Source organism: Streptosporangium sp. NBC_01810, assembly GCF_035917355.1.
Lineage (GTDB): Bacteria > Actinomycetota > Actinomycetes > Streptosporangiales > Streptosporangiaceae > Streptosporangium.
Genome location: NZ_CP109070.1, coordinates 6,866,411 through 6,879,823, shown reverse-complemented (window position 1 = coordinate 6,879,823; position 13,413 = coordinate 6,866,411). Strand labels below are relative to the sequence as shown.

Genomic DNA, 13,413 nt, shown 5'->3' with positions numbered 1-13,413 from the left:
ATTACCCTACCTTTTCACGATATAACGCGTGATTTTCCGGTGAGGTTCCCGGACACCGCCACCGCCGAAACGATCACGAGCCTCTCCCGGCCACCTGTCGACGGACACCCCCGCGGCTCCAGCCGGCACGCTAGTACATCGCCAGGTGCTGGAAGGGCCGCTCCTCCTCGATCCGGGCGGCCACCCGGATGAGCAGGTCCTCCCGCCCCGCCGCGGCGACCAGCTGCACCCCCACCGGCAGACCGTCCGCGGTGCGGTGCAGCGGCAGGGAGATCGCGGGCTGCCCGGTGGCGTTGATCGGCGAGGTGAACGCCACCGCCTGGTTGGTCAGGCCCCGCGAGAGGCTGACGTCGTCCGCGGGCAGTCGGCCGAGGCGGAAGGGCGCCACCCCCAGGGACGGCATGAGCAGCAGGTCGTGGGACTCCCACCAGGCGGCCATCCGCCGCCGGAACCCGTCGATCCAGTCGCGCGAGGCCACATAGCCGACCGCGCCGAGCTCGCGACCCGCCGCGCCCAGGATCCGGTTGCGCGTCTCCAGCTCGTCCAGCTCCACCGGTCTGCCACGCCAGCGCCCGATGTCCTCCAGGTCGGCGGCCACGTGGGCGGCGACGACCGTGCCGAAGTGCGCGGCGAAGCCGTCCTCGGCGAGCGCGGGCGGTCCCCCCGGCTCGACGTCGTGCCCCAGCGCCTCCAACAGCCCGGCGGCCCCGGTCACCGCGGCCACCAGGTCCTCCTGCGCCGGGAAGGTCCCGTCCGGGTGTTCGGCGAGGAAACCGATCCGCAGCCGCCCGGGGTCGGCTCCGACCTCCTCGGCGAGCGGGCGCCGCCAGGCGGGCGCGCCGTACGGATCGCCCGGCATCGCCCCCGCGATCACGTCGAGGGTCGCCGCGCTGTCCCTGACCGTACGGCAGAGCAGGCCCGCGGCCGAGAAGCCCGCCCAGGGCTCGCCCGCCGACGGCCCCGAGCTGACCCGGCCCCTGCCCGGCTTCAACCCGACCAGCCCGCACATACTGGCCGGGATCCGGATCGATCCGCCGCCGTCGCTGGCCGTGGCCACCGCGACCATGCCCGCCGCCACCGCCGCCGCGGACCCTCCACTCGACCCGCCACTGCTGTAGCGGAGGTCGTACGGATTGCGGGTCGGGCCGAAGGCCACCGGCTCGGTGGTGATCGCGGTGCCGAACTCCGGGGTGTTGGTCCGGCCCAGGATCGTGAACCCGGCCCGGCGCAGCTTGGCCACCGCGTAGCCGTCGCGCTCCGCCGAGATCCCGTCAAGGGTGCGCGATCCCGCGCGGTACGGCTCGCCGGCCATGCCCCATCCCAGGTCCTTCAGCAGCGTCGGCACCCCCGCGAAGGGAGCGTCGACCTCGACCTTGTCCGCCTCCTCCAACGCCCGCTCGAACCTGCGGTGGACCACCGCGTTGATCGCGCCGTCACACGCCTCGATCCGCGCGATCGCCGCCTCGGCGAGCTCCCTCGGTGAGACCTCTCCCTTCCACACGGCCTGCGCCTGTCCGAGTGCGTCCAACTTCAGCAGGTCGTGCAAGAGTCACTCCTCGACGGGGGCCAGATCTCGTACGGCCTGCGTGATCGGGACCTCGCCCCCGGGGATGAGTGCGAGGACCGGGGTGTTCAGACCGTTGCGCACATACTCCCTGATCCTGGCCCGGCACGTGGCGGCGTCGCCGTGCACGATGAGCGCGTCCACCACCTCGTCGGGGATGGCCTTGAGCGCCGCCTGCCGGTCACCGGCCGCCCAGGCCTCGTGCATCGGCCGCAGTGTCTCCCCGCGCCCCAGCCAGTCGTGGAAGGCCGCGTAGACCGGGACCGTCAGGTAACTCGCGAGCATCCAGCGTCCGAGCTCGCGCACCTTCTCCGCGTCCTCGCTGACGCACACGAACAGCCGGGCGATCAGTTCGGTCTCCTGGCCGACCTCGGCCCTGACCTTCAGCACGTCCTGCGGCGAGAGCCAGTTGGTGATCGCGCCGTCGGCCTCGTCGGCGGCCAGGTGCAGCATGCGGGGGCGGAGCGCGGCGAGTACGATCTTCGGCGGGATCTTGGGGGCGCGCTCCAGCTTGAAACCCTTGACCTCGAACGTCTCGTACCGTTCGGTGACCTTCTCGCCCGCGAGGGCCTTGCGCAGGAAACGCAGGGTGTCTCTGGTCCTGGCGAAGGGTTTGACGAACTCCCCGGCGTTCCAGCGCTCCACGATGGCCGGGGAGGAGGCCCCGATGCCCAGGACGAAGCGTCCGGGGGCGAGGTCGGCGAGCGTCGCGGCGGACATGGCGAGCAGGCCGGGACCTCTGGTGGAGACCGGGACGATCGCGCTGCCGATTCGCACCCCCGGCGCCCATTCCGCGGCCATCGCCAGGGGCACGAAGCCGTCGACGCCGTTGATCTCGGCGGACCAGGCATCGGTGTAGCCGAGTCCGGGGAGCTCGGCGATCAGATCCTTGGAATCGGCCAGTGAGCGGTCGTTGAAGGGAATCGTCATACCCCAGCGTGGGCCCGTAGCCATCGTGCCGCCTCCGTGTCAGTGGTCGCCGCCCCAGAGCCTTCCCCTAGAACGACATTCTAATGTAGCTTGCCGCACCCGACCGGGGGGCGTCAGTAGGTTAGCTGTACCAACCAGACGGTATGCCGACAGGGTACTGATCTATGTCGGCTCCCCACTTACCCTCCCATCACCTTCCGTGTTATGTTAGAAACTTTGCGTGACGACGCATCGGTGGAGGAACGAACGACGGGGCCTGCTCAACGCGGCGGTCCTCGCGACCTGTGTCGCGGCCCCCATGCTGGCCTGGGCGCCCCCCCTCTCGGCGCTCTCGACGACGGGCGGCGTCGGCCCGCCCGCCCCGCAGGTCGTCCAGCACGCCGGGAAGCCGATCTCGGCCTCCGGCCGATCAGCACACCCGGAACCCGAGACGGACTACTCGACGACTGCCTCCCAGGCCGGCCGGGAGCCCGGATACCCGGCCACGCCGCCACCCGAGATGAAAGCCGAGCCCGACTACCCGACAGCACCTCCCCGGGTGAACCGGGAGCCCGGGGATCCTGTCGCGTTTCCCATCAAGGTGAAACCCGAACCGGACTATCCAACGGTGTTCCCGCCGGAGACCGATCATCCGAAGGAGCCGCCAAAGAAACCGGGCTATCCGGCAGACATTCCAGTCAAGCCGGAACCGGAGCCAAAACCCAAGCCCAAGCCGACACCCGAGCCCGAACCGGAGTCGCCGACGCCCACAGCGCCCTCACCGACCCCGCCGCCCCCCTCTCCCTCACCGACCCGGCCCCGGCCCCTCCCGCCCGCCCCGCCCGCCTACGTCCCCAAGGCGGTCGTCACGCCGACGCCACCCCGGACCCGCCCCCCGCGGCCCGCACCGGCGACGCGCCACAGCGCTCCCCCCCTGCTGCGGCAGCGACTGGTGCTGGACCGCTACGCCGAGCGGCGCAAGGGCACCGACCGCAGGCTCGTCCTCCTGGTGATGTTCACCGGCGTGATCTCGGTCACCGCGGTCGCCGCCCTCAACCACAGGGGCCGCGGATAGCGCGGGCGGCACCTGGGACGGCCGAGCCCGCCGGTGGAAGATCCACCGGCGGGCGTCTCCGATTCTGGACGCGCCGAGTTACGGCTGGTCGGGAAACCGGCCGTCGATCTGGTCGTACTGCCGCTGCGCGGCCTTGAACGCGTCAGGCTCGACGGCGCCGAGACCGCTGAACGGGTGGCTGATCAGGATGATGAAGCACACCCCGATGACGACCACGCCCACCCGGACCAGATCGGCGATGATCGACGGGAACGTGGGACGCACCCTGAGCGTCCAGGGCAGCGCGATCACCAGCAGCCCGGAGAGGATCAGCAAGGCCACGAAGATGCCCTCCAGGCCGGTGCTCGCGTCGTCACTCCTTACGGTTCGAGCGTGGGAGATCTCGGAGATCCGGTCGAGCGCGTCCTGCTGGAGGTTCTTGCTCGCGTCACCGATCGGCTGGAGCCGGAGCACCGAGGCCCGCATGTCGGCGAGGGTCTGCCCGGGGAGCGGGGACATCTCACGGTCGGCCATGAGCGGCCAGTCGAGGTCGATGCTCTGCGCGGTGTACTGGCGGATCTGGGTCCTGACGGGCGCCGCCTCGGGGATGGGTGCCACCGACCAGTACATCTCGGTGAGACTCTCGGCCTCGGCCTGGACGTCGGCCTCCGTCGTCCAGAGCCCGTCCCGGCACAGGACCGCGGCGTAGGCCAGCACCAGCAGATAGACGGCGAGGGCGAGGTTGGCGGAGAAGTCGATGGACGACGAGCCGTGCCCGTCGTCATCCCGCCCCTTCCTCCTCAGCACGCGGAACGCGATCAGCAGGATCGCGACGGACAGCACCACCAGCACGGCTACCCAACCCATGGGACTCCCTTGAATCCGTCATCGAATCAGCCACTCAGAGTAATCAGATCGACACGATGATTCCTGGAGTTCCGCCGGTATTCACTCGCGGAGTTCGTGAACCCCCGCGATGAAGTCACGGGCGACCCCGCGCAGGCCGGGCAGGTGCGAGAGCCCCACCAACCGATCCACCAGCGGCACGATGAGCTCGATGAACCGATATGTCCGTCGGCATCCCGCCGAGTCGTCGTGCACCCAGAACAGGACGACGCCCATCGACATCAGCCAGAGCAGTTCGGGCAGCTCGGCCCGCAACTCGGCGTCCATCCGGCCGGAGGATCCCTCCACGACCCGCCGGTAGATCTCGATCGACGCGTCCCTGGAGGGCGAGGACTCGGCGCTGAACGGGTTGAGCGGGTTGCTCGGCTCGGCAGCGTGCTTGAAGAACTTCACCGCGAACTCGTGGTAGGGCTCGGAGACCCGCACCCACTCCCGCAGCACACCTTCCAACCGTGCGGCGAATCGGTGCTCGGTGGCCAGCAGCTTCTCGCACGCGGCCTCGTGCTCGGCCTGAGCCCGGTCGTAATAGGCCTCGACCAGGACCTCCTTCGAGGCGAAGTAGTAGTAGGCGTTGCCCACCGACACCCCGGCCTCGGCGGCGATGGCCCGCATCGTGGTCGCCTCGTACCCTCGCTCGCGAAAAAGCCGCAGGGCCGTCTCCACGATGACCTCACGGGTCCTGTCTGATCCACGGCTTCTCGGGGGCGGCTCGGCCATAGAGCACCTGTCACCTATCGGTTGGAGCTGGGAGAACGGGCTCGGCTGGTCTCTCTCCACTGGACGAACCCTAGATCATCCGTCCCGCGTCACCAGGGAGAAGCCCCAGTCGACGACACTAGGCGCGCCACATTGTCCCCGCCACTCATATCAACTATTGCCACACCGCTCTCATCTCCGTGCGCCCGGCGGCAGCCGCCCACGGCGGACCCGATCATGCCGATCACCGTACGCCCCCGCCTCAGCAGGTCATCGAGCCGCACGATGATCCCCATTACCGGGCAAAAACAACCCTTCGGTAGGGATCATCCGGGTTCGGGGGTGGGATTGATCCATTTGGCGGAAGGGCTCCCGCGACAAGGGATACATAATGGGGACACGTCCCTGTAGACGGCGAGCTGCCCGGTTTACCGCTGGGGCACTGCTCGCTCTGCAGATATCTTTCATCGCATCGGCCCAGGACGACAGCGCGACCGCGGAGAGCGGACACGCACCGGCCACCGTCACGATCGTGAGCCGGCCGATCACGGCCGGCCCGGCGGAGGCACGCCGGTCCACGATCATCGGATCGTACGACATCGGCACTCTGGAAACCGCCCAGGGCTACGTCCGAGGGCTCTACCACCGGACAGTCCGCCACGGCGGAAAGGCCGCGTTCTCCCTCCAGGCGAGGGACATCGCCCGGGCGGGCACACCACCGGAACAGGCTGCCCCCCTGATCCCCGAAACCACACTTCAGAGCCCCCGGGAGACCCGGGCCCTCCAGGCACGGTCCCGCCCCGAGACCTTCGCGGAGCAGGCCCCCTCCGCCCCCAAGAACGCGGCCGAGGCCCACCCCCCTCAGGCGCGGCAGGCCAAGCAGCGCCAGCCGGTGCGGCTGGCACAGGCCGACGCCAAACAGCGCCTGCGGGCGGCGGGCCTGACCTGGAGCTCCTCAGGTAAATGCGCGAACCGCCGCAACCAACACTGCACCTCGCTGGAGGCGGTCCGGGCCGCCACCGTCTCCGACGTGATCGAGCTGAAGCGCCGCAGCTGCTGTCCCCTGGTCGTCACCGGCGGCACCGAGGTGGGTCATGCCCCGGGTCCCTACAGCCACTACGCGGGCTACAAGCTGGACATCAAACCCAACGCGTGCATCAACCGCTACATCACGAAGAACCATCCATCACAGGGCGTGCGAGGCGACGGAGCCCCCCTGTACGGCGAATCGGCGACCTCGGGCACCCTCTACGCCCGCGAGACGGACCACTGGGACATCCTCTTCCGCTGACCCGCGAGTCCTTTGCCGCAAAGGGCCGTGCGGCGGCATCCGGTGCCGCCACACGGCCGGGAAGGTCACCCGAACTCGGCCGCGACCAGCTCGGCGATCTCCGCCGCGTTCAGGGCCGCGCCCTTGCGAAGGTTGTCGCCGCAGACGAACAGGTCGAGGGTGTTGGGGAAGTCGAGCGCCTGGCGGATTCGGCCCACGTAGGTGGGGTCGGTTCCGACGACGTCCACCGGGGTCGGGAAGACACCGTTGGCCGGGTCGTCCATGACGACCACGGTCGGAGCGGCCTCCAGGATCCGATGGGCGTCCGCGACGGTGATCTCACGCTCGAAGGTCGCGTGCACGGCCAGCGAGTGAGTGGTGATCACTGGGACGCGGACGCAGGTCGCCGAGACCTTCAGATCACCGATCCCGAGGATCTTCCGCGACTCGTTGCGGAGCTTGATCTCCTCGGAGGCCCAGCCGCCGTCCTTGAGCGAGCCCGCCCACGGCACCACGTTGAACGCCACCGGCGCCGGGAAGGGCGACTCGGCGTCCCCGAGCTTGTTCTGCAGGGCCTTGCGCACGTCACCGGCGGTCTGCCCGACCGTGCGGTCGCCCGCCAGGGCCTCGACCTCGTCGTAGAGGCGTGCCGAGCCCGCCACGCCCGCGCCGGAGACCGCCTGGTAGGAGGCGACCACCAGCGCGCGCAGGCCGTACTCCTCGTGGAGGGCGCCCATCGCGGCCATCATCGACAGGGTCGTGCAGTTGGGGGTGGAGATGATTCCCAGCGGCCGCTCACGCGCGGCCTCGGGGTTGACCTCCGGCACGACCAGCGGGACCTCGGGGTTCATCCGGAAGGTGCCCGACTTGTCGATGACGACGGCGCCGCGCTCGGCGGCGATCGGCACCCACGTCGCGGAGACCTCGTCCGGCACGTCGAAGATCGCGATGTCGACGCCGTCGAAGACCTCGGGGGTCAGCTCCTGGACGACGAGGTCCTCGCCGCGGACCCGCAGGACCTTGCCCGCCGAGCGGGCGGACGCGACGAGCTTGATGTCCCCGTAGACGTTCTCACGGCCGGAGATGATGTCGCGCATCACGGTGCCGACGGCACCGGTCGCGCCGATCAGGGCAAGGGTGGGCTTGCGGCTCATCGCCCGGTACCTCCATAGATCACGGCTTCAACCTGGTCGGCGTCGAGGTCGAACGCGCGGTGCGCGGCGCTGACCGCCGTGTCCACCTCGTCCTGTCCGACGATCACCGAGATACGGATCTCCGAGGTGGAGATCATCTCGATGTTCACCCCCGCGTCGGCGAGAGCGGCGAAGAACGTCGCGGTGACGCCGGGGTGCGAGCGCATGCCCGCTCCGATCAGCGAGACCTTGCCGATCTGGTCGTCGAAGAGCAACGACTCGAAGCCGATGCGCTCCTGGATCTTCTTCAGCGCGGTGAGCGCCGCGGAGGCGTCACTCGTGGGCAGTGTGAAGGAGATGTCGGTCCGGCCGGTCGTCGCCGCCGACACGTTCTGCACGATCATGTCGATGTTGATCTCAGCGTCGGCAAGCGTTTTGAAGATCGTCGCAGCCTCGCCGACCTTGTCGGGCACCCCGACAACCGTGATCTTGGCCTCGCTCCGGTCGTGCGCGACGCCGGAGATGATCGGCTGCTCCATCTCTGTTCCTTCGCTGTCGGGGTCGGAGACGACCCACGTGCCTTCCTTGGTGCTGAACGAGCTTCTGACGTGGATCGGCAGGCCGAAACGGCGAGCGTACTCAACGCAGCGCAGGTGCAGGATCTTCGCACCGCAGGCCGCCATCTCCATCATCTCGTCGTACGAGATCCTGGGAATCTTACGGGCGGTCGGGACGATGCGGGGGTCGGCGGTGAAGACGCCGTCCACGTCGGTGTAGATCTCACACACGTCGGCGTTCAGGGCGGCGGCGAGCGCGACCGCCGTGGTGTCCGAACCGCCCCTGCCGAGCGTGGTGATGTCCTTGGTGTCCTGGGAGACACCCTGGAACCCGGCCACGATCGCGACCTGGCCGCTGTCGAGCGCCCCGCGTATCCGGCCGGGCGTCACGTCGATGATGCGCGCGCGGCCGTGCGAGGAGTCGGTGATCACGCCGGCCTGGGAGCCGGTGAACGAGCGCGCCTCCTGGCCGAGGTTGGCGATCGCCATCGCCAGCAGCGCCATCGAAATGCGCTCACCCGAGGTGAGCAGCATGTCGAGCTCCCGGGCAGGCGGGAGCGGCGAGACCTGCTTGGCGAGGTCGAGTAGTTCGTCCGTCGTGTCGCCCATGGCCGAGACGATCACCACGACGTCGTTGCCGGCTTTTTTCGTCGTGACGATCCGCTGAGCGACCCGCTTGATGCAGGACGCGTCGGCGACGGACGAACCACCATACTTCTGAACAACGAGCGCCACGAGATGTCTCCGAAGCAATCTAGGGCTGTGGAGTTCACAGTCTACTGGCGCCCTAGTTGAGACCTTCTGATGTGGCTCAGTATGTGGACGATCACACGGTTGTGCGCTCCTCGGCGACATCAAGCCGGGTATGGGCGACAAGGGCCTGAAGTGCCCGCATCGCCGCTCCAGCGTGGTTTCCCCAGGTATTGAAATAGGAGTACTGCCACCACCAGAGAGCCTCCAGCGGGCGACCCGCACTGTGGTGTCGCAGACCGTGCAGGAGGTCGGCGGCCACCGCCGTCAGGTCGTCCGACAGCCGGTACGGGGTGACCACGGTGTCCTTGTAGGGGTCGAAGACCTCGGCGTAGTCGTCGACCGGACCCAGCCGCTCGGCCAGAGCCGTTCGGACGGCGTCGACGTCCGGGTCCTCGCCCAGGTGCGGTTCCCAGTTGCCCGACAGGATCACGTCCTGGCTCGCGCCAAGTTGCGCGCCGGCCGAGCTGACTTGCGCGACCTCCACCAGCAGCAGGGGCAGGATGGCGTCGCCGCCCTCACCACCCGCCAGGCGGGTCAGGCCGTCGATGTAGTTCTTCGCGTGCTCCGCGATCCGTTCCGCGAGAGCACTCCACGCGTCATCAGACATCGAGGAGCCTCCTTCCCTCGAACGCGCGGCCCAAGGTGACCTCGTCCGCGTACTCGAGGTCACCGCCTACCGGCAGACCGCTGGCCAGTCGTGTCACTTTCAGTCCCATCGGCTTGACCAGACGGGCGAGATAGGTCGCCGTCGCCTCCCCCTCAAGGTTGGGGTCGGTGGCGAGGATCAGCTCGGTGACCTGGCCGTCCGCCAGGCGGGTCACGAGCTCTCTGATGCGCAGGTCGTCGGGGCCGACACCGTCGATCGGGCTGATCGCCCCGCCCAGCACGTGGTAACGGCCTCGGAACTCGCGGGTCTTCTCGATGGCCACGACGTCCTTCGACTCCTCGACGACGCAGATCACGTGGGGATCGCGCCTGGTGTCACGGCAGATCCGGCACTCCTCCTCCGCCGCGACATTGCCGCAGACCCGGCAGAAGCGGACCTTCTCCTTGACCTCCAGCAGAGCGTGCGCGAGCCGTTTCACATCGGCCGGCTCCGCTGCCAGCAGGTGGAACGCGATGCGCTGCGCGCTCTTGGGACCGACGCCGGGGAGCATCCCCAGCTCGTCGATCAGGTTCTGGACGACCCCTTCGTACATGACCTAGAACCCGGGAAGCTGGCCGAGCCCGCCCCCGCCTCCCAGCCCCTGTGCGAGGGGACCGAGCTTCTCCTGCTGCAGGTCGGCCGCGGCACGCACGGCGTCGCGGATGGCCGCGATGACCAGGTCGGCAATGGTGTCCGCCGTCTCCTGAGGATCACCGGGATCGATGGCCTCGGCGCTGATCTCGAGTTCGAGCAACTCGCCCCCGCCGTTGACCGTGGCCACGACCAGGCCGCCGCCCGCGGAGCCCTGGACCTCCGCCTCGTTCAGCTCCTGCTGGGCGCTCACAAGCTGCTGCTGCATGAGCTGTGCCTGCTCCAGCAGCTGCTGCAGGTTGACATCCCCTGGGTTCACCGTCGTTGTGCTCCTCATTCGTGACATCGGTCGTCACGAGCCTACGGGTTCCGAGCCGGGTGTTGTACTGAAGTGAGCACGGGTTCCCTGAGGATGGGGATTAAACCTCCGTCGGGCCCCGGGCCCCCTCCAGACGTCCGAGGCCCGACATGACACGCCCCGGAGCGGCCGCACACGGCGACGTGTGATCGAAAGGTAACCGCCCACAGGTTGCACACACGTTGCGATCGTTCACTCACGTTTCGCACACTCTCTTTGATCGAACGGGTTGCGTGCGGGGTCCTTGAGCCCCGATGCTTCGGCCATCGGCTCTATTCCGGGGGGATATGTGCGCGACAGCCACATGAGAGCTGCCCAGACAGCCGATCTCGACTCCTACGCGTCACGGCTGCGACGCCTGCACGAAGCTCTGATCAACGGTGAAGCTCCGGGTGAGCGCTACCTCGCAGCCGCCGGGGAGGCGACGGCCGCATGCCGTCGGCGAACCTGACCCCGGGTGGCACGGATGGCGAGCTCGGCGCGGAGCCCGTCAGGTGTGGTCGATCTCGCCGATGATCTGGCCACCCAGCTCGCGCTGGATGAGGGCCATCCCGGTAAGCGCGTCGACGTCGGCGTCCGCGTCGTTCAGCGGGTCGACCTCGTCGGCGTCGGGGGCGGCGCCGCGATTACCGCGGGCGGGCACCGCGTCGGGCCAGGCCGCCTTGGCGCCGGTCTTGGCCACGGCCCGCGGGCCGGCCTGAGCCGCGGCCTTGGCGGCCGAGCGAGCGGCGGCCAGGCCGGGACCGGACCCGGAGATCGGCGGAGGAGGCGAGCCCGGGTCCTCCGGCATGGGGGCGTCCGGCCAGGAATCGTCCGTCGCGGGCGGGGCCTGACGCGCCGGGGTTTCCCGCTCCGCCTGCGGCGCGGGCGGAGCAACGGGGGTGGGCGCCTGCGTCTGCGCCTGCGGTGGCTGGGGCGTGGGCTGCCGGGGGGCCGGAGACTGTCTCGGGGCCGATGCACGGCCACCGCCCGACGGCGCGGGCCCGTTGCCGACGACGGCCTCGACCTTCCAGGTCCCGCCCAGGACCTCCTGCAGCACCGCGGCGACGACCGCGTCCTTGCCGCCCCCGGTGAAGTTCTTCATCGCGCCGACCTGGGCGAACCCCAGAGTTACGATCTTGTCTTCGACCCCGACGATCTGGGCGTTGGTGTTGACGTTGGCCCACACGACGATGCTGCGCCGCTTGAGCGCGGCGAGCACCTGGGGCCACGCCTGCTGCACAGCCCCGCCCCGGGAACCGGACGCCGCCACGGGCGCTGCCGCCACATCGACCGGTGCGGGCATGTCCGGAGCCTGCTGGACGGGCGCCTGAGCCTGCTGTCCCGAAGCCGGCGCGCCGGGCCTGACCGCCACGGGCCAGTCGTCGCCCTGGCCACCGGACGGCTCGGCGGGTGCCTTGACGACGGGCGGTGCGGGCCGCTCCGCCTGCGGCGGGGGCGCCGCGTGAACCACCGGTGCCGGAGCCGCGACCTGCGGAGCGGCATGTACGACGACCCCGCCCTTCTCCAGCCGCTCCAGGCGTGCCAGCAGCGCCGCCTCGCCCTGCGCCGCGCCGGGAAGCAGGATCCTGGCGCACATCAGCTCAAGGAGCAGCCGGGGCGAGGCCGCACCACGCATCTCGATCAGGCCCGCGTTGAGGATCTCCGCGGCACGGGTCAACTCGGCCGGGCCCATCGAGGCCGCCTGGGACTGGAGCCGCTCCAACTCGTCGCCCGGCCGGTCGAGCAGCCCGCTGGTGGCCGCCTCCGGCACATTGGCCAGGATCACCAGGTCGCGGAAGCGCTCCAGCAGGTCCATCGCGAACCGCCGGGGGTCGTGGCCGCCCTCGATCACCCGGTTCACCACCTGGAACACCAGCGCACCGTCGCGGCCGGCGAAGGCCGCGACCACGTCGTCGAGCAGGTCACCGTCGGTGTAGCCGAGCAGGGAGACAGCGCGCGCGTACGTGATGCCCGTCTCGTCCGACCCGGCGAACAGCTGGTCGAGGATCGAGAGCGAGTCGCGGGCGGAACCCGCGCCCGCCCGGACCACCAGCGGGAGCGCGGTGGGCTCGAACGGGACGTTCTCGGAGGTGAGGATCTCCTCCATGAGCGCGCGCAGCGCGGCCGGCGGGATCAGCCGGAACGGGTAGTGGTGGGTCCTGGACTTGATCGTCCCGATGACCTTCTCGGGCTCGGTGGTCGCGAAGACGAACTTCAGGTGGGGGGGAGGCTCCTCGACGAGCTTGAGCAGCGCGTTGAAACCCTCGCGGGTCACCATGTGCGCCTCGTCGATGATGTAGATCTTGAAACGCGACGACACCGGCGCGAAGAAGGCCCGCTCGCGCAGGTCGCGGGCGTCGTCCACGCCGCCGTGCGAGGCGGCGTCGATCTCGATGACGTCGAGGTGGCCGGGGCCGGTGGGCGCCAGCGCCACGCAGGACTCGCACTCCCCGCACGGGTCGGGGGTCGGGCCCTTCTCGCAGTTCAGGGAGCGGGCGAGGATGCGCGCGCTGGACGTCTTGCCGCATCCTCTGGGCCCGCTGAACAGGTAAGCGTGGTTGATGCGTCCGCTGCGCAGCGCCTGGCGGAGCGGATCGGTGACGTGCTCCTGCCCCTTGACCTCGGCGAAGGTTCCGGGCCGGTACTTGCGGTACAGCGCAAGACTCATGCGACGATCCCAGCTGCGAGGGGTCCTGAAACGAAGAGACCCCTCGCACACCCGCCAGAGCCCGCTTATCCTTGCTGCCTTCCGGCCCTGGGGAGGTTCACAGGATGACGCCGCGCGAGGGGTCGACCCTCAGTCTAGCCTCAGATACGAGTGCTCGGGGTCGGAAATCCGTGGTCCGCGCACCTCGAAAGTTGGGTAAGCTTCTCCACGGAGGATTCGCCTAGTTGGCCTAGGGCGCACGCTTGGAAAGCGTGTTGGGGGCAACCCCTCAGGAGTTCGAATCTCCTATCCTCCGCCACCTCGAAGGGGCCGGACGGTACACGCCG

12 protein-coding genes, 1 tRNA gene and 1 other RNA gene are annotated in these 13,413 nt (G+C 69.5%); 3 read left to right on the top strand and 11 right to left on the bottom strand.

Annotation, left to right across the window (positions count from 1 at the left end; all coding sequences use genetic code 11):
• Positions 1 to 130: 130 nt before the first annotated feature.
• Complete coding sequence (locus OIE13_RS31110) at positions 131 to 1,546, bottom strand: amidase (protein WP_326646166.1); 1,416 nt, start codon at positions 1,544 to 1,546, stop codon at positions 131 to 133.
• Between the two features lie 3 nt (positions 1,547 to 1,549).
• Entirely contained in the window at positions 1,550 to 2,518 is a 969-nt protein-coding gene (locus OIE13_RS31105) for an LLM class F420-dependent oxidoreductase (protein ID WP_326829091.1), read from the bottom strand.
• A 196-nt stretch (positions 2,519 to 2,714) separates the two neighbouring features.
• Between OIE13_RS31105 and OIE13_RS31100 the strand changes: the two genes are divergently transcribed.
• Entirely contained in the window at positions 2,715 to 3,548 is an 834-nt protein-coding gene (locus tag OIE13_RS31100; protein ID WP_326829090.1) for a hypothetical protein, read from the top strand.
• A 78-nt stretch (positions 3,549 to 3,626) separates the two neighbouring features.
• Here the strand turns inward: OIE13_RS31100 and OIE13_RS31095 are convergent, their stop codons facing one another.
• Together OIE13_RS31095 and OIE13_RS31090 are read right to left on the bottom strand one after the other, a co-directional pair.
• Entirely contained in the window at positions 3,627 to 4,394 is a 768-nt protein-coding gene (locus tag OIE13_RS31095) for a bestrophin-like domain (RefSeq protein ID WP_326646169.1), read from the bottom strand.
• An 81-nt stretch (positions 4,395 to 4,475) separates the two neighbouring features.
• Positions 4,476 to 5,096: a TetR family transcriptional regulator gene (locus OIE13_RS31090; RefSeq protein ID WP_326829089.1), complete on the bottom strand. Its 621-nt coding sequence runs from the start codon at positions 5,094 to 5,096 to the stop codon at positions 4,476 to 4,478.
• Positions 5,097 to 5,661: 565 nt separating this feature from the next.
• Here OIE13_RS31090 and OIE13_RS31085 point away from each other — a divergent pair.
• The gene (locus OIE13_RS31085; protein WP_326646171.1) at positions 5,662 to 6,420 is read left to right on the top strand and encodes a hypothetical protein; all 759 of its coding nucleotides are present in this window, start codon (positions 5,662 to 5,664) and stop codon (positions 6,418 to 6,420) included.
• 65 nt (positions 6,421 to 6,485) lie between these two features.
• On the opposite strand, the gene OIE13_RS31080 is transcribed toward OIE13_RS31085, so the two are convergent.
• From OIE13_RS31080 to ffs, 7 genes are all read right to left on the bottom strand, one after another.
• Positions 6,486 to 7,553 carry an aspartate-semialdehyde dehydrogenase gene (locus tag OIE13_RS31080; RefSeq protein WP_326646172.1) on the bottom strand — a complete coding sequence of 356 codons (1,068 nt, stop codon included), beginning with the start codon at positions 7,551 to 7,553 and terminating at the stop codon, positions 6,486 to 6,488.
• Entirely contained in the window at positions 7,550 to 8,824 is a 1,275-nt protein-coding gene (locus OIE13_RS31075) for an aspartate kinase (RefSeq protein ID WP_326646173.1), read from the bottom strand. The genes OIE13_RS31080 and OIE13_RS31075 overlap by 4 nt, the downstream gene beginning before the upstream one ends.
• Before the next feature lie 91 nt (positions 8,825 to 8,915).
• Positions 8,916 to 9,449: a DUF5063 domain-containing protein gene (locus OIE13_RS31070; RefSeq protein WP_030919805.1), complete on the bottom strand. Its 534-nt coding sequence runs from the start codon at positions 9,447 to 9,449 to the stop codon at positions 8,916 to 8,918.
• A complete protein-coding gene (recR, locus tag OIE13_RS31065; RefSeq protein ID WP_326646174.1) occupies positions 9,442 to 10,041 on the bottom strand; it encodes a recombination mediator RecR in 600 nt (199 codons plus the stop codon). The genes OIE13_RS31070 and recR overlap by 8 nt, the downstream gene beginning before the upstream one ends.
• Positions 10,042 to 10,044: 3 nt before the next feature.
• Positions 10,045 to 10,398: a YbaB/EbfC family nucleoid-associated protein gene (locus OIE13_RS31060; protein ID WP_326646175.1), complete on the bottom strand. Its 354-nt coding sequence runs from the start codon at positions 10,396 to 10,398 to the stop codon at positions 10,045 to 10,047.
• Between the two features lie 529 nt (positions 10,399 to 10,927).
• Positions 10,928 to 13,087 carry a DNA polymerase III subunit gamma and tau gene (locus OIE13_RS31055; RefSeq protein WP_326829088.1) on the bottom strand — a complete coding sequence of 720 codons (2,160 nt, stop codon included), beginning with the start codon at positions 13,085 to 13,087 and terminating at the stop codon, positions 10,928 to 10,930.
• Between the two features lie 31 nt (positions 13,088 to 13,118).
• Positions 13,119 to 13,214: signal recognition particle sRNA small type (gene ffs, locus OIE13_RS31050), an RNA gene on the bottom strand.
• An 82-nt stretch (positions 13,215 to 13,296) separates the two neighbouring features.
• Between ffs and OIE13_RS31045 the strand changes: the two genes are divergently transcribed.
• A tRNA-Ser gene (locus OIE13_RS31045) sits at positions 13,297 to 13,385 on the top strand.
• The last annotated feature ends 28 nt before the right edge of the window (positions 13,386 to 13,413 follow it).